This is a genomic window from Pedobacter agri (assembly GCF_032678665.1).
In the GTDB taxonomy this organism is placed as follows: Bacteria; Bacteroidota; Bacteroidia; order Sphingobacteriales; family Sphingobacteriaceae; genus Pedobacter; species Pedobacter agri_A.
This window is the reverse complement of sequence record NZ_JAVTSH010000007.1, coordinates 71,708-87,384: the sequence shown is the minus strand read 5'-3', so window position 1 is coordinate 87,384 and position 15,677 is coordinate 71,708. Positions and strand designations below refer to the sequence as shown.

Annotated in this window: 15 protein-coding genes; 8 read left to right on the top strand and 7 right to left on the bottom strand. The window is 37.4% G+C overall.

Going from position 1 to position 15,677, the window contains the following annotated elements; translation table 11 throughout:
• Positions 1-101: 101 nt before the first annotated feature.
• Positions 102-521 (bottom strand): nucleoside-diphosphate kinase, encoded by a 420-nt coding sequence (locus R2Q70_RS15230; protein WP_010601951.1) that lies wholly within the window; start codon positions 519-521, stop codon positions 102-104.
• Between the two features lie 117 nt (positions 522-638).
• Here R2Q70_RS15230 and R2Q70_RS15225 point away from each other — a divergent pair, with 117 nt between their 5' ends.
• The 5 genes from R2Q70_RS15225 to R2Q70_RS15205 all read left to right on the top strand — a co-directional run bounded on the left by R2Q70_RS15225 (position 639) and on the right by R2Q70_RS15205 (position 6,471).
• Entirely contained in the window at positions 639-1,649 is a 1,011-nt protein-coding gene (locus R2Q70_RS15225) for a bifunctional oligoribonuclease/PAP phosphatase NrnA (protein WP_316808418.1), read from the top strand.
• Between the two features lie 37 nt (positions 1,650-1,686).
• Positions 1,687-2,673, top strand: coding sequence for an FKBP-type peptidyl-prolyl cis-trans isomerase (locus R2Q70_RS15220; RefSeq protein ID WP_316808417.1), 987 nt, complete (start codon positions 1,687-1,689; stop codon positions 2,671-2,673).
• 131 nt (positions 2,674-2,804) lie between these two features.
• Positions 2,805-3,773 carry an FKBP-type peptidyl-prolyl cis-trans isomerase gene (locus tag R2Q70_RS15215; RefSeq protein ID WP_316808416.1) on the top strand — a complete coding sequence of 323 codons (969 nt, stop codon included), beginning with the start codon at positions 2,805-2,807 and terminating at the stop codon, positions 3,771-3,773.
• A gap of 132 nt (positions 3,774-3,905) precedes the next feature.
• Complete coding sequence (locus R2Q70_RS15210; protein WP_316808415.1) at positions 3,906-5,810, top strand: histidine kinase; 1,905 nt, start codon at positions 3,906-3,908, stop codon at positions 5,808-5,810.
• Between the two features lie 25 nt (positions 5,811-5,835).
• On the top strand, positions 5,836-6,471 hold the full coding sequence (locus R2Q70_RS15205; protein WP_316808414.1) for a response regulator transcription factor: 636 nt from the start codon (positions 5,836-5,838) through the stop codon (positions 6,469-6,471).
• Positions 6,472-6,556: 85 nt separating this feature from the next.
• On the opposite strand, the gene R2Q70_RS15200 is transcribed toward R2Q70_RS15205, so the two are convergent.
• The 4 genes from R2Q70_RS15200 to R2Q70_RS15185 form a co-directional block, all read right to left on the bottom strand.
• The gene (locus R2Q70_RS15200; protein WP_316808413.1) at positions 6,557-6,979 is read right to left on the bottom strand and encodes an SH3 domain-containing protein; all 423 of its coding nucleotides are present in this window, start codon (positions 6,977-6,979) and stop codon (positions 6,557-6,559) included.
• An 8-nt stretch (positions 6,980-6,987) separates the two neighbouring features.
• Complete coding sequence (locus R2Q70_RS15195; protein ID WP_316808412.1) at positions 6,988-7,452, bottom strand: BON domain-containing protein; 465 nt, start codon at positions 7,450-7,452, stop codon at positions 6,988-6,990.
• Positions 7,453-7,655: 203 nt separating this feature from the next.
• Positions 7,656-8,126, bottom strand: a complete 471-nt coding sequence (locus R2Q70_RS15190; RefSeq protein WP_316808411.1) for a CYTH domain-containing protein — start codon at positions 8,124-8,126, stop codon at positions 7,656-7,658.
• Positions 8,126-10,075 (bottom strand): beta-N-acetylhexosaminidase, encoded by a 1,950-nt coding sequence (locus R2Q70_RS15185; protein WP_316808410.1) that lies wholly within the window; start codon positions 10,073-10,075, stop codon positions 8,126-8,128. The genes R2Q70_RS15190 and R2Q70_RS15185 overlap by 1 nt, the downstream gene beginning before the upstream one ends.
• Before the next feature lie 144 nt (positions 10,076-10,219).
• Here R2Q70_RS15185 and R2Q70_RS15180 point away from each other — a divergent pair, with 144 nt between their 5' ends.
• Positions 10,220-10,654 (top strand): hypothetical protein, encoded by a 435-nt coding sequence (locus R2Q70_RS15180; protein ID WP_316808409.1) that lies wholly within the window; start codon positions 10,220-10,222, stop codon positions 10,652-10,654.
• Between the two features lie 6 nt (positions 10,655-10,660).
• Here the strand turns inward: R2Q70_RS15180 and R2Q70_RS15175 are convergent, their stop codons facing one another.
• Entirely contained in the window at positions 10,661-11,368 is a 708-nt protein-coding gene (locus tag R2Q70_RS15175; RefSeq protein WP_316808408.1) for a gamma-glutamyl-gamma-aminobutyrate hydrolase family protein, read from the bottom strand.
• A gap of 115 nt (positions 11,369-11,483) precedes the next feature.
• Between R2Q70_RS15175 and R2Q70_RS15170 the strand changes: the two genes are divergently transcribed.
• Positions 11,484-13,592 carry a M48 family metallopeptidase gene (locus R2Q70_RS15170; protein WP_316808407.1) on the top strand — a complete coding sequence of 703 codons (2,109 nt, stop codon included), beginning with the start codon at positions 11,484-11,486 and terminating at the stop codon, positions 13,590-13,592.
• An 18-nt stretch (positions 13,593-13,610) separates the two neighbouring features.
• Here R2Q70_RS15170 and yiaA read toward each other — a convergent pair whose 3' ends face one another.
• On the bottom strand, positions 13,611-14,018 hold the full coding sequence (gene yiaA, locus R2Q70_RS15165) for an inner membrane protein YiaA (RefSeq protein ID WP_010602688.1): 408 nt from the start codon (positions 14,016-14,018) through the stop codon (positions 13,611-13,613).
• 133 nt (positions 14,019-14,151) lie between these two features.
• On the opposite strand from yiaA, the gene R2Q70_RS15160 reads away from it, so the two are divergent.
• Complete coding sequence (locus tag R2Q70_RS15160; protein ID WP_316808406.1) at positions 14,152-15,645, top strand: NAD(P)H-hydrate dehydratase; 1,494 nt, start codon at positions 14,152-14,154, stop codon at positions 15,643-15,645.
• The last annotated feature ends 32 nt before the right edge of the window (positions 15,646-15,677 follow it).

Genomic DNA, 15,677 nt, shown 5'->3' with positions numbered 1-15,677 from the left:
TTAATTGGATAGATTATTTTATGCTGGAAAGATACAAAATTGGTAAAACAATAAAACCCCGAATGACCGGGGTTTTATTGTAATTTTCTTTTGTTTAAAAACTAGAAACGTTCGTCTGCTTTGAAAAAGAAGTTACCTTCAATTTCAGCATTCTCATCAGAGTCAGATCCGTGAACCGCATTAGCATCAATTGATTTAGCATATTTCTGACGGATAGTTCCTTCAGCAGCCTCAGCTGGGTTAGTAGCACCAATTAATTTTCTGAAATCTTCAATTGCATTATCTTTTTCTAAAATGGCAGCAACAATAGGTCCTGAAGACATAAAGCTTACTAAATCTTTGTAGAAAGGACGTTCAGCATGAACTGCGTAAAACTGACCAGCAGTTTCGTCAGTTAACTTTGTATATTTTAATGCAACGATTTTGAAACCTGCATTGGTAATGTCGTTTATGATCGATCCGATATGTCCGTTTGCAACCGCATCAGGCTTGATCATTGTAAAAGTTCTGTTAGTGCTCATTGTATTGATATGAAATTTTCTGCAAAAATACGTTTTAATTGATGAATATTAAAAGGATAACGTTAAATAAGCTGACATTAATATTAATTTTTACTTAGCTTTGCAGCGCAAAAATATATGTTGACATTAACAGAATTAAAATCCCTACTGGCTACGCCACAACGAATTGTGATCACTACGCATCATAAACCTGATGGCGACGCAATGGGTTCATCATTAGGTTTATACGGATATCTGATTCAAAAAGGTCATCATGTAAAAGTGGTTACGCCAACAGACTATCCGAGTTTTTTACACTGGATGCCGAACAATGGCGATGTAATCATCTTTACTGAGGAGCAGGAAAAAGCTGCCAAACTGGTAGATGAAGCTTCGATTATATTTTGTTTAGACTTTAATACCTTGAGCCGCATCAATGAGCTTGGTGAATTGGTGAGGGCTGCAGGTGCTAAAAAGGTAATGATAGATCATCACCTTGAACCAGAAGATTTTGACGATTATCGCCATTGGGATATCAATGCCTGTGCTGCTGCACAATTGGTTTACGATTTTATTGTGAACCAATTAGGTGACAAAGCAGGAATCAATAAAGATGTGGCATCGTGTTTATATACGGGAATCATGACAGATTCAGGTTCGTTCCGTTTTGAATCTGCAACATCAAATGTTTATCGCATTGCTGCAGATTTGATTGATCTTGGCGCAGAGCATTGGAAAATTCATCAGGCGGTTTACGATAATGCCAGCGAAGATCGTTTGCGTTTTCTGGGTTACTGTTTATCAAACAAACTGGAAGTGATCAGGGAATATAATACCGCGATTATTTCAGTTACAAAAGAGGAACTTTCACGCTTTAAAAGTGAAACCGGCGATACCGAGGGTGTTGTAAACTACGCCCTATCAATTAATGGTGTTCGCCTGGCTGCCCTGATTATTGAAAGAACAGATAAAGTGAAGCTATCGGTTCGATCTACAGGCGATTTTCCGGCGAATGAAATTTGCAAGAAATACTTCAACGGCGGTGGACATAGAAATGCTGCTGGCGGCGCTTCAGAAAAACCTTTGGCTGAGGTGGTAAGTGAATTTAAATCCATATTGGAAGAATATAAAAATCAATTAATTGCATAAAGCAAGAAACCAAATAAAAACAAGTTTAATTACAAAAATGAAAAAAGGAATAATTGTTCTATTGGCGGCAACTTTAGGTTTAGCTGCTTGTAACAAAGAAAAAAAAGGAGCGGGTGGTTTGTTATATACTATTCACCATTCTGAAGGAAATGAAAAAATTAAAGAAGGTGATATCGTTAAAATGAACTTTATTCAGAAAAATGATAAAGATTCGGTTTTAGGCAGCACTTATGATATGGAAAACCCTCAGGTATTTCCTGTTCAGAAAAAAATGTATGCTGGTGATATGAATGATGTATTAACCTTATTTGGAGAAGGCGATAGTGCAACTTTTAAAGTTAACCTTGATACAATGGCTTTCTACAGCAAACAGCCTAAGCCAGAACAATTCAAAAATGATAAATACATCACTTTTACCGTAAAAATTGAAAAAGTATTTGCTAAGAAAGCTGGCGAAGCCGATTCAACTTTCAATAAAAGAGCTGGTGAGTTTTTCCAGGCGGATTTCAAAGCAAGTGCTGATAAAAAGAAAAACGCTGAAGAAGGGAAATTGAAAGCTTATATTGCAGATAACAATTTGAAAACAACAACTTCTGCATCTGGTTTGCAATATATTATCAAAGCTCCAGGAAACGCTGAAAGAGCTGCTTTAGGTGATACTGTTACCTTAAGCTACACCGGTAGAGTGACAAAGAAAAATGATAAAGGAAAATACCCAATTTTTGACACCAGCGATGAAAAAACGGCTAAAGAAGAAGGTAAGTTTCAGGCAGGAAGACCATACGGGCCAACTAAAATGGCTATTGGCTCAACTATTCCTGGTTTTACAGAAGCAATTCAGTTGATTGGAAAAGGTGGTAAAATTACAGCAATTATCCCTTCAAAACTTGGATACGGTGAGCAAGGTGCTCCTCAGGTTGGTATAATGCCTTACAGCCCTATCGTTTTCGAAATTGAGATTACTGATATTAAAAAAGGTACAGCACCTGCTCCGGCAGCATCTGCAGCACCAGCTATTAAATAAGAACTTTACAACCTAAATAATAAAAAATCTTGCCCGGTAATATTGGGCAAGATTTTTGTGTTTAAAAGCGGTACCAAACGAAGAAATGAACGCAAATGAGGTTCATGGTCTGCAATACAATCTAAGTAATAATGAAAAGAACATTAATAATTTTATTTGCTGCAATTTTAGGTTTAACTTCTTGCAATAAGTTCGAAAAAGGCGAAGGAGACATGACCTATAAAATTTACAAAAACGAAGGAAAGCCTAAAATTCAGGAAGGTGATTTCATTAAGTTTAATGGAATCCAGATGATTGAAACCAAAGATGGAGACTCAACGCTGGTGAATACTTACGATAACGAGCGTCCGGCATTTTTTCCGGTAACGAAATCAATGTTCAAAGGCGACCTGGTTTCTGCATTAAAGCTTTTAGGTGAAGGCGATAGTGCCTCGTTTAAACTTAATTTGGATTCAATGGCTAAATATTCTGGGCAGCCGAAACCTGCAGAAGCTAAAAATAACTACGCAACCTTTACTGTAAAAATTGAAAAAGTATTGCATAAAGTTGCAAATGAAGCTGATTCCGTTTTTGAAAATAAAAAAAGAGATTTTTATAAAGCAGAATATGAAGTTTTGATTGCGAAAAACAAAGCAAACGAGTCAGCCAAAATAGCAAAGTACATTGCCGATAATGATTTAAAAATTACAACTACGGCATCGGGCTTAAATTATATTATTGAAGCACCGGGAAATGCCACCCGGGCGGAGTTAACGGATACCATTTTGGTGGATTATACTGGCCAGTTTACCAATAAAAAAGCTGATGGTAAAATTAATGTGTTTGATACATCGAACGCAAGAACTGCGAAAGAAGCAGGGATTTATTCACCTATGGCACAGTACGCCGCCAGGCCACTTGTTTTAAATCAGTTGCCGGCAGGTTTTGTAGAGGGTGTTAAAATGATCGGTGTTGGAGGCAAGATTAAAATTATCATTCCATCTAAATTAGGTTATGGAGAAAATGGTGGTGGTCCGATCAACCCATTTACACCCCTGGTTTTTGATATTGAACTAAAATCGATTGTAAAGCCAAATGCGTTAGCCGCAGGAGGAAGATAAGTTCCGCAATAATGTCCTTTGATCCCAAAAACTGAGATTTTTTGCTCAGTTTTTGGGATTTTTTTTGTCTGCATAATTTCGCATGTTAATCGCAATAATTTTTATAAATTAGGTCATCACTAACCAATCTATATGATGCGCCTGCAGCAGTCTACTTTTTACAAGTACGGCAAAATCGTGTTGTTGTTTTATCTTTTGGCTGCTTATTGCCCAAAAGTTCAAGGTCAGCATAAACAAAAAGAAATCGACCGGCTGATTTTACAGGTACCCATGCTCATGCGTAGCGATGCAAATCGTGCAAAAAAACAGATTGCGATAATCAATCGTCTTTCCAATGAATATCATTATCAGCATGGGAAGATTGAAAGTGCCTTTTTTCGATCCTGGATAAAATATCGTGAAGCCTCAACAGATGATTGCATCCTGTCAATTGATAGTGCGCTTAAAAATATTGCTTTAATTGAAAAAGATTCTTCAGTAGTTAAATTTTACATTCTAAAAGGCCAGTGTTATGTTAAAAAACGCTTGTTTAATCATGCAGTAGATCACTTTAGTCTGGCACTCGATATTGCTGAAAAAAACAAGGATCATGCTAATAAAACAGGCGCTTTAATCAGCATTGGCTGGGCATACATGGAAAATGCTAAGCCGCTCGAAGCCATCAATTTTTTTAATGAGGTTCTTGTGCTTAATCCTCAAAAAAATTATCAAAACAGGGCAACGGTATTATGCAATATCGCTTCTTGTTATAACTTGTTAAAGCATTATCAATATGCCGAAAAATATGCGCTGCAAGGGATTCAGACTGCCAAAGAACTAAATAGTGTGATGGACTTGGCGAACGGCTTAAATATTCTGGCTAGAAGTTATTACCACCGGAATCAGTTTCCAAAGGCCATACTTTATTTACATGAAGCCAGCATAGCAAGAGCAAAAATTGCCGATCCTGCAATGCTTGCCAGTGATTATCTGGAGCTTGCCGACGTTTATGATAAATCGGAAATGCCTGTAGCAGGTATTGAGTATGCCCGCAAAGCGGAATTGATCGCACAAAAAAATAAGATAGATTTAAAATTAGAGAATGCTTACACCATACTGAGCAAATTATACAGTAAAACCGGAGATTATAAACGTGCTGCTTCGTACTATGAAAAGCTCATTTCATTAAAGAAAAAAACCGAAAACGAAGATTATGCCGAAGCACTTGCAGAATTGCAGGTGAAATATGATAGCGAGAAAAAATCATCTGAGAACCTTAAACTTAAGAAAGAAAACCTCGAAAACAGGCTTAACATTAGTAACAAACAGCGTTGGCTTATAATTTTAATTGCCAGTTTATCTGTATTTATATCGAGCAGCATTTATTTTTATTTCTACATTCAAAATAAGTATAAAAGCCAGAATGCGGTACGGAGGTTTTTTGAAGAAAAAAACAAAGCTGTAGCGATTTTGGAAACTGAAGAAAACGAACGCAGGCGGATATCCGGAGACTTGCATGATGGGGTTGGGCAAACACTGGCCGCTGCATCGCTTCAACTTAAAAAGGCGAAAAATGATATTGAACAACTGCAGAAAGTAGACGACCTAATTGATCAGGCAGCGAACGAAGTGCGAACGCTATCGCATGAGATGACGCCAGAAATGGTTTTGCACTTCGGTTTGGTGAAAGCGATTGAGCAGGTAATTGATCGGCTTAATGATGTGCAAAACTTTACAGTTTTCAAATTTTTTAAACACGTTGAGTTTGATGATGTTAATCAGGTAAGGGCTGTGGTGATATACCGTTCGTTTCAGGAACTTAGCAACAATATTTTGAAACATGCCAAAGCGAAAAATGTTGGCGTTCATCTTAACATGAGTGATGATGAAATTTTGCTTATGATTGAAGATGATGGTATTGGCTATGATAAAAATGAAATTAAACTAGGTTTAGGTTTGCAAAATCTGGAAAGCCGTATTCGAATTTTTAATGGACATTTAGAAGTTGATTCGACTATTGGTAGGGGCACTACCACCATTTTAAAGTTCTCTAACTAGTAAATTTAATTCTTAAAGAGCTGATATGAAAAAGGTTAAAGTGTTTTTAGTTGACGATCATGATATTCTCATGGATGGTATTGAGGCAATTTTGAAAGATGCGGATAATCTGGTTGTTGTAGGAAAAGCAAATTCGGTTGATAAAGCCCAGGAACTCATGAAAAATAATATTCCTGATCTCATTTTAACTGACATTAGCCTTGGTGAAAAGTCGGGATTAGATTTAACCAAATATGTAAAAAAGGAATACCCTCAAACCAAAGTGATGGTACTTTCTATGCATGATGATTTTTTAAATATGACAAATATGCTAAAGGCTGGAGCCTCTGGCTATTTGCTCAAAAATGTAAAAAACGCTGAACTGCATAAGGCCATTGTAACGGTAATGGAGGGCGGAAGTTATATTCAGGATTCTATTGCCTCTAAGTTGAAAAATATCTCTCAAAATGGGAATCAACATCAGATAAACAATTTATCTGCTCGAGAAATAGAAATTATCAGACTCATTGCAAAGGAACACACCTCAGCAGAAATTGGCAAAATATTATTTATTTCTGAACATACCGTTGAAACCCACCGTAAAAATATCTGGAGAAAAACCGGGGTAAAATCAACCATAGGTTTGCTAAATTTTGCCAATGATCATAACCTGTTATCTTGAAGCAAATGTGGCTCATCCTTCAAATTGTTAAATAAAAAAATCCGCTTCTGTAACAAAAGCGGATTTAAGCTAAAACTAGAATTGATTAATCTTGAGGTTCGAGATACTGGGCATAACAATATCCTTCTTCACCATCTTTTGTTCTTACCAGCCACCACAAATCGTTGCTGCGATTTACCAGGGTGATTATTTCATGATGTGCCGCTTTACCAACAATCGGTTGATCTGTTCCCGGACCTTTTCTAATATTTAAATTGCTGCTCTGGGTAACTACTTTAACATGGGTTGTAGCCGCATCAACGCTCACATTTACGTTCAGCACTAAATCCCCGGATGTAAAATTAGGATCAATCTGATTATAAACTTCCCATAAATGATCTTTCGTAGCGCCATCGGCTGCTGTTCCGTCTACATATAATATTCCGTCTTGCGCTCTTACTGCAAGATCACTTATCCCAGCAGCAACAGCTGCATCAGTTAATGCTTTATATTTTTCTTGTAATGCCATTTTGCTGCTTATTTTACAGTTAATTTATTTTCGATTTTTTTTGGTTTTAATGCACTTAACTGCTGCATTAATGTAATTAACGATGCTTTTTTTATCTCGCCCGTAAGGGTAACTACGCCATCTTTAATATCGGCTTTTACCGTTGGGAAATCTTTGGTTGCATCAGCCACATTTTTTGTTAAAACAGGATCTTCCGCAATCACTACTGGCGCAGCCGCCGGTTTAACGGTTAAATTGTTTACTACTGATTTTACGCCCTTTTCAGCTTTGGCTATTTCTTCAGCCTTAGTTTTCGCGGCGTCGTCAGTTACTTCGCCAGTTAAAGTCACGGCACCCTTGGCTACTGATACGGCAATACCTGCAGCTTCTTTTGCCTGCACTGCAGCCTGGATATCTGCATCCTTAGGAGAACAGCTCGCTAAAAACAGCGTTCCTGCAATCACAGCACTCATTAAAAATTTACTTGTTTTCATCCTTTTATATAATTGTTTAAAATTCTAAAAATTAGGAAAAGGTATTTTAGGGATAACCAGTTTCCAAAATTAAACAAGGATGATTTTTGAAGGGGCTAATATAAGAATTGAGTTGATCTAAAAGATTATCCAACCCTTTTATTTATTCACATTCAAAGTTGGGAATACTATTAAGGTTTTTATGAAGATGCTTCAAATTGAATTTAAATCCAGTTTTTATATGGATGAGTGGTTAAGCAGGAGTTGTAATATTTTTTTTCGTGGGTAACCTCTTCGGCCACCCATGCTGGAAGAGAGAAGTTTTCCTCTTCGGATTCCAATTCAATTTCTGCAACAATAAGTCCGGCATTATCGCCAGAGAAAACATCAACTTCCCAAATCTTGCCTTCATAGGGGATTTCGTATCTGATTTTTTCAAGTTCTGATTCGGCAAAATGATCCAGCAGCTCAAGTCCTTCATTTAAAGGAATTTCGTATTCATATTCCAATCGCGAGGCACCGATGGATATTCCCTTAACCGTAATCCATGCTGCATTTTCAGCAGTGCGCACACGAATAGTTTTATTTGGATCACTTACTAGATAACCCTGCCTCAAATGTTTTCCGGCTGGTTTTGCAAAGTTATTCCATTCCGCTTCCTTAATTAAAAACTTCCTTTCGATTTCTTTACCCATTATTTAGCCCTTTTTTGTAAGTCGGAAATAGGCATGCTGATTAATCTTCCAACAACCTGTTTTCCTTTGTAAGTAATTACCCTTAACATACTGGCATCTTTAGGTGCTGTTAATGCACTGGTATATTTTGGATAAAATCGATCCGGGCTCGAATTATCAAAGCTGTAATAAATATCCAGGCCTTCAATTTCTGGCGTTAACTCAATCATCAATTGTTTATCAGCGTTGCGTTTAACTGTAAAAATCGGGTCGTAAATAGCAGGAGAATATTTGATTTCTGCCAGATTTAATCTTTTAAAATGCTCTTCGGTACGGTCGATGAAATTTGTCCAGTTTTTCTTTTCTATCGGACTCCAAACAGATTCTGAAATGGCAAAAGCACGTGGCCAAAGCATGTATTGTACTTGTCTGAAATTGAAAATCTGTTCGGTCCACAGGTTTGCCTGTCCGCCGATAATGTATTTTGGATCAGCGCCCGCTGGAATAGGATTAAACTGATAAGCTTTATTCAATCGTAGAGAAGCATAAACCTTCGGTTCTGTAACCTGATCGGCTTGCATATAATCCAGATAGGCGAAATCAGTTGGACTCATCACAACGTTATGTTTATCTTTTGATGCCTGGATGCCATATTTTAAACCTCTCCAGCTCATTACCGAAGCGGTAGGCGAAACACCACCTTCTAAAATTTCATCCCATCCCATAAATTTTTTACCTTTTGAAACCACGATTTGTTCCACACGTTTCTCAAAATAAGCCTGAACCTGTGGAATGGTTTTCAGTCCTTCACGTTGCATCAATGCCTTCACCTGATCATTTTTCTCCCAGAAATTATGCGGCGCTTCATCTCCTCCCATGTGAATATATTCAAAAGGGAAAAGCTTCGCTACTTGTGTAATTACGGTGTCGAGGAACGTATAAACTTTTTCATTTGCAGGACAAAGGGTATTATCTACCAAAGCCGTTGGAGGTGCCCCGCGGCTCCAATCCATGATTTTTTCACCAGAACGTACTTTGTAATTTACCGCGTCTGCTGTGCATGAAAGTTCTGGATAGGAAGCAATGGCCGCCAAACTATGACCGGGAACATCTATTTCGGGCATAATATTCACAAAACGATCTTGCGCATACTGTACCAGCTCTTTAATATCTTCCTGCGTATAAAAGCCGCCGTAGGTGCGGGGTTCATTTGCCGCTGGTGGAATAAAATCGCCAAAGGTTCCGGTTTTTTGGACGCTCCATGCACCAACTTCTGTTAGTTTAGGTAAGCCTTTGATCTCAATTCTCCAGCCTTCATCATCAGTTAAATGAAAATGTAAAAGATTGAATTTATAGCGAACCATGTTATCGATAAACTGCTTCACTTCTTCTTTGGTGAAAAAATGGCGGGCAACATCAAACATCAATCCCCTCCAGCCCAGTTTAGGATAATCGATTACATCCACACAAGGAAGTTTCCACTTTACGTTTTCTACCAACTCCTTACTTTCAATTTCTACAGGAAAAAGCTGAATTAAGGATTGAACACCCCAGAAAATTCCAGCGGGTTTGTTTGCCGAAATCACAATTTGAGTTGGGTTTACATTCAGTTTGTAACCTTCCAGGCCCAATTGAGCATCAGGCTGTGCATTGATAATTAATTTAATGGTAGGATGATTTGCAGTAGTTACACTGCTTACAAATTTTCCTGTAGCCGTTTCAATCCGCTCTGACAGCACAGCGATGGCTTGTTGCAAACCTTCACTTTTAGATGCCTGAATGCTGATGTTTTCAGGAAGCGTAAATGTTCCAGCCTTTTTCATCAATGAGACAGGTTCGGGTATAATGGCAATTTGCGCCTGTGCAACCGGACTGTCGCCCTCAGCAACTTCAGGTTCACTTATTATACTTTGAGCGTAAGAATTTGCCGTGAATAAGCAGATGGAAAAAATCAGAAACAGGTTTTTCATTATCAATAAACTGCGGTATAATCAAATCATTATTAATCCGCAATTTATTAAAAAAAGATGGCTTTGATTTATTTTAGTAGATTTTGCCTAAATTCCAATGCTAAAATGAATAACAAAATCTTTTATACCGATATAAATTTTTAGATGAGCAGAAAATTTATTTTCCTGATTGTAGCAATAGGTATTGCTTACATGGTTTACGGGTTTTTCAATCAAAGATTTAAAGATGAACAGTTTACAGATAATTGTGAGCAAAATCCCAATCAATCAACAGCTTTAATTTTTGTATTGCCAGAAAGTGCCAGTACTAACAAATTAACTCTGCAGCTTAAAAATGGTACTGATGGGCCAGTAAAGAAAGTGATAACAGAAGATCCGAAAACAGGAGAATTTCGCTACGTAGATGGATTTTCCATTCATGATACAGTTGAAGTATTTACTCCCGAAAAGCAGTACAAAATTTATGGTTTTGAGTATAGATCCATCACCATTAATGAAAAAAAAGGGTTAGAATGTGCCTATAATGGCGCTTATGTTAATGGAAAGTGGAATGACAGCAATGTGTTTAGGCTAAACTGATATTTATTATCGCTTACCGGAAATAATCGCATTAATAAACGCCTCATGCAGGTTTTTACTAAATGGGCTGAGCTGATCTTTTAACCTTTCAGGGTGCCATTGCACAAAAAGTAAAAATGATTTGCCATTTGGATCAAGTCGTTCCATCGCTTCGGTTACGCCATCAGTTGAGAGCGCACTCACTACCAATCCTTTCCCGGTACGATCAGTACTTTGATGGTGGTTGCTATTCACCAATCCTTTAGTGGTATGTACAATGGTATTCAGCCACGATGATTCATTCACATTAATTTCATGGTAACGATCACTTTTGTCAGGCATTTTACTGTGATCAAATTTCCCCCAGGAGGCGATATCAGGAATTAAGGTACCACCAAAAAATACATTGCCCACCTGCATGCCTCGGCAAATTCCTAAAACAGGAACATTATTTTTCTCCGTGTAGGTCAAAATCCGAAATTCAAATTCATCACGCTGCTCATCAATGTCATCCTCATGACAATAATGATAATATTCAGGAAGGTTGTAAAACCTGGGGTGAACATCTTCGCCTCCTGTTAAAACAATTCCATCACATTTTTCAATGTCGTTAAAATTATCCAGCTTGTAGCCCAGTTTTACCACCTCAACCCGCTTGTCATAACTTAAAACCCAATCGCTGTAAATATCGAATTTGCTACAATCGCTAACGCCTATAATGATTTTATCCAACATGGTTGTTTTTGTGCTTTCCCTTTGAAATATCTGTTAATTATCCTGCAGGCAAATATGCTTATAAATTTTTTATGCTGTTTACAGATTGTAGAAAATCATGATTTTGTTATCTTGCATGAACAAACACTATTTCATGTTGGAAAACGCACTCAAGCCATCCAAAGATTTCAAAAGAACGGCTATTCAATCAGTATGGGCAATTTTGCTATTCATTTTTACCTATATTTTTCTCATCATAGTTTCCATTACACTAACTGTGGTTTGTGGTTATTTGGGCATAAAGTTAATGGAGTATTTTACCAACTTTTACACCATTCTGTTAGGCCTTGGTATGATTGGTTTTGGCTTTTTGATCCTCTTTTTTCTGATCAAATTTATGTTTAAGCATAAAAAAACAGACCGTTCACATTTGATTCAGGTTACAAGGGCTGAGGAGCCAAAATTATTTGCGATGATTGATGAAATCATAAGTGCCGTACAGACCGATTTTCCTAAAAAAGTTTATCTCTCTGCTGAAGTTAATGCCTCTGTTTTTTACGATTCAAACTTTTGGAGCATGTTTCTGCCAATTCGTAAAAATCTTCAGATTGGTATGGGCCTTATTAATACCACAACCATTAATGAACTAAAAGCAATACTGGCGCATGAGTTCGGGCATTTTTCGCAAAAAAGTATGAAGGTTGGCAGTTATGTTTATAATGCAAATAGCATCATCCACGACATTTTATATGATAATGAGGGTTATAATCAGGTAACAGGAAAAATTGCCGAAGCAAACTCGTACTTGGGGATATTTGTACTTGCATCCGATAAGATTATTGTTGCAATGCAGGAAATTTTAGTCACGGTTTATGGCATACTTAACGCAAACTATTCCAAACTGTCTCATGAAATGGAATACCATGCTGATGCCGTGGCCGGGCATGTGGTGGGTTCGAAGCCACTAATCAATTCTTTGTTGCGGATGCAGCTCGCTAACCAGGCGTTTGATACGGTGCTTAACTATTACAATCGAAAAATCGAAGCCAACGTTAAAACCGAAAACGTTTATCCGCAACAATTGGTGGCCATGAATTTTATAGCCAAGGCCAATAAACTGACATATAGTAATTTTTTCCCCGAAGTAAATCTGAGTTATTACAACCGTTTCAACAAATCTAAACTCAGTTTTAACCATGAATATTCATCACATCCCGAAACCGGAGATAGAATAAGACGACTAGAGCAGTTGAATGCCGTTGTTCAAGATGAACACGACGGATTAGCGGTGGATTTATTAGGGAACAAGGATAATATTGCCGCCCAACTTACAGGTTTTATGTTTGCTGGTGTCAATTACAGCAATGAACCGATCAATCAAAGTGCTGGTGATTTCGAAATAGACCTTATTGGGCAAAACAGTGATTACGCTTTTCCTGATGAATTTAATGGATATTTTGATTTTCGGAATCCATTCACAAAGTATAGCTCAAGTGATTTTAAAAAACCAACTATCACAACCAACTTGAGTGTTGAAGAACTATTTGGAGAAGAAAATTTGAGTTTGATTTATGAGTTGAATGCGCTGGAAGCAGATTATAATGTGATCGACAGGTTGGATTCTGGTCTGATCGAAGCCAAAACATTTACCTATAATGGGCTAAAATATTCGAAAGCTGATAGCAGAAAAATGCTGGAATATTTGAATGCTGAAATGAAGACTAAAATGGAACGGCTGGATGATATTGATTTCAAAATTTTTGAATATTTTCGCCTTGAAGCCAGAGAACAGGATGTTTATGAACCGTTCGAAAAGTTGGCGATTGCCTATCAGGAAATTGCCAATAAATTTAAGGAGCAACAGGTGATCTATACCGATTTATTAAACTCCACCTCCTTTTTGCAAAGCGTTAACCATCCTAACTTTATTAAAAATAAGATGGTGCTGGTTAAAAAAGAAGAAAAAAAGTTTAAAGAAAGTATCCACTTCATTTTGGAGGATGATCGATATAGTGAAAGCTTAAAAACAGAGGAGCGTCTACGTTTGGAAGAATATTTGAATCAAGATTACAAATATTTTGGCGCCGATTTATACTTTGATGAGGAATTGAAGGTTCTATTTGCTGCCCTTGAAGATTATTTGAATGTAATTACTCAAACTCATTTTGCAGCAAAGAAAGCATTACTTGTATACGAAGCAAGTTTAATCGCTCCTGTGAAACATCAAAAAGCCGATAGCGTTTAACTACCGGCTTCAATCAGGTTATTGCGAATCCCTTAATTTGTTAAAAATCTGGCTGTCTCTCGTATTTTTTTGTACCGTTATGGCACCAAATAACGAGAGGAGAAAGGCAAAGGCATAAAATCCCTTCTCGCTTGGCAAAAGTGTAGCATTCCATAAACCGATAACAAGCAGTGTAATGGTGAGCAGGGTAGAGAACCAGCTTAAACCATAATAAATTTCGGTTACAGGAATACCTTCCAGTTTATCGCGAACAGCTTTTTGTAATGATATTACGGCAAAAAGGCCAAACATCAGTACGGTAAAATAATATCCTTTTTCGTTTAGGAGCATATCAGAACGCCAAAGGCCTACAATAAAGCCAATCATTCCAATGCCCAATGCAATCCAGGCCGCAGCCACAAATGCATTTGATGGTTTTTGATTCATTTGATTAGAGTTTAATTTAATTTCAATACAAACGCTAAAAGATGGGTAAAAGATATATGATGTGTAAACTATTAAGATCAGGTATTGGTTAAATTCAAATAAAATCACATCTTTTTAATCTTATATTAGAGATATGCAAACATTGCTTACTTCTACACAAATGCGAAAGGCTGATGAGTACACGATTACGAATCTGCCTATTGCCTCGATCGATTTAATGGAAAAGGCCGCCCGTGCTTTTGTTCAAAGCTTTTTGAGAGATGAGTTTGATGCCAGTAAAAACATAGCTGTATTTTGTGGAAATGGAAACAACGGTGGAGATGGATTGGCCATTGCGCATTTGCTATGTCATAATGGCTGTGAAAATGTTAAGGTTTATATCTTAAACTTCAGTGATAAAGAAAGTAAAGATTTCCTCATCAATTTACAGCGTTTAGATGAATCGAAATGTAGAAAAACACTCGTTAATAGTGTTGCTGAATTAAAAAATATTAAAGCAGATATCATTATTGATGCGATTTTAGGATCTGGCTTAAACAAGCCTCTGGAGGGAAAATATGCCGAATTAGCTGGTTACATTAATAAGCTGAATAAAAAAGTTTACGCCGTTGATGTGCCGACAGGTTTTCCTGCTGAAGGAAAGATAGATGCAAATTATAATGGGATAAAAGCTTATAAAACCATTTGCTTTCAACGGCCCAAAATCAACTTCTTCTTCCCGGAATCGGCAATGGCAACTGAAACTTATGAAGTTGTTGCGATAGGGTTGGATGAAAATTTTATCCAGAAACAAGAATCTGATTTCCTTTTAACAGTGGAAGCAGATATCCATCATATCTTGAAACCCAGAAAAATTTTTAGTCATAAAGGCACCTATGGACATGCTTTAATTGTGGCGGGTAATACCAATACCATGGGCGCTGCGCTGCTTACCGCAAAAGCTTGTTTACATGCGGGAGCGGGCTTAACCACAGCCTGCATTCCACCGAGCGGATTGATAGCGTTGAACACAACCTTGCCCGAAGTGATGGCTTTGCCCAGAGAGGAATTTACGCGTATTGAAAATCCTGCTAAATTTCAAGCCATTGCCATTGGCCCGGGTTTAGGAGTTTCAACGGAAAATGAGCGACTTTTAGAACGTCTTATTTCCAGTAACCAAGCTTTGGTTATTGATGCTGATGCACTTAATATGTTGGCAGAAAGGCCAGATCTTATTGAAAAAATTCCTGAAAAAAGCATCATCACACCGCATATGAAAGAATTCGACCGCTTGTTTGGCGATCACGAATGCTGGTGGGATCGGGTAAATACGGCAAAATCACAGGCGCAAAAAATTAAAATAGTCATTATACTAAAAAATCAGTTTACTTTTATTTGTTTACCAGATGGAAAGATTTACATCAATCCAACCGGCAATCCGGCAATGGCTCAGGGAGGAATGGGCGATGTTTTGACTGGAATAATTGTGGGCTTTCTTGCTCAAAAATACACATCAGCAGAGGCCGCTATTTTAGCCTGTTACATTCATGGTAAAGCTGGCGATTTTCTGGCCTCAGATAGGATAGTGGTTAGTGCTTCTCAAATAGCCGAACAAATATCAAAGGAAATTATGAAGCTAACATTTTAACTAATTAACTGCAGGCTTTAAATTTTAATTTC

Coding starts and splice junctions, on each gene's coding strand:
- R2Q70_RS15230 (WP_010601951.1), bottom strand. CDS start 521: ATGAGCACTAACAGAACTTTTACAATGATCAAGCCTGATGCGGTTGCA.
- R2Q70_RS15225 (WP_316808418.1), top strand. CDS start 639: ATGTTGACATTAACAGAATTAAAATCCCTACTGGCTACGCCACAACGA.
- R2Q70_RS15220 (WP_316808417.1), top strand. CDS start 1,687: ATGAAAAAAGGAATAATTGTTCTATTGGCGGCAACTTTAGGTTTAGCT.
- R2Q70_RS15215 (WP_316808416.1), top strand. CDS start 2,805: ATGAAAAGAACATTAATAATTTTATTTGCTGCAATTTTAGGTTTAACT.
- R2Q70_RS15210 (WP_316808415.1), top strand. CDS start 3,906: ATGATGCGCCTGCAGCAGTCTACTTTTTACAAGTACGGCAAAATCGTG.
- R2Q70_RS15205 (WP_316808414.1), top strand. CDS start 5,836: ATGAAAAAGGTTAAAGTGTTTTTAGTTGACGATCATGATATTCTCATG.
- R2Q70_RS15200 (WP_316808413.1), bottom strand. CDS start 6,979: ATGGCATTACAAGAAAAATATAAAGCATTAACTGATGCAGCTGTTGCT.
- R2Q70_RS15195 (WP_316808412.1), bottom strand. CDS start 7,452: ATGAAAACAAGTAAATTTTTAATGAGTGCTGTGATTGCAGGAACGCTG.
- R2Q70_RS15190 (WP_316808411.1), bottom strand. CDS start 8,126: ATGGGTAAAGAAATCGAAAGGAAGTTTTTAATTAAGGAAGCGGAATGG.
- R2Q70_RS15185 (WP_316808410.1), bottom strand. CDS start 10,075: ATGAAAAACCTGTTTCTGATTTTTTCCATCTGCTTATTCACGGCAAAT.
- R2Q70_RS15180 (WP_316808409.1), top strand. CDS start 10,220: ATGAGCAGAAAATTTATTTTCCTGATTGTAGCAATAGGTATTGCTTAC.
- R2Q70_RS15175 (WP_316808408.1), bottom strand. CDS start 11,368: ATGTTGGATAAAATCATTATAGGCGTTAGCGATTGTAGCAAATTCGAT.
- R2Q70_RS15170 (WP_316808407.1), top strand. CDS start 11,484: ATGAACAAACACTATTTCATGTTGGAAAACGCACTCAAGCCATCCAAA.
- yiaA (WP_010602688.1), bottom strand. CDS start 14,018: ATGAATCAAAAACCATCAAATGCATTTGTGGCTGCGGCCTGGATTGCA.
- R2Q70_RS15160 (WP_316808406.1), top strand. CDS start 14,152: ATGCAAACATTGCTTACTTCTACACAAATGCGAAAGGCTGATGAGTAC.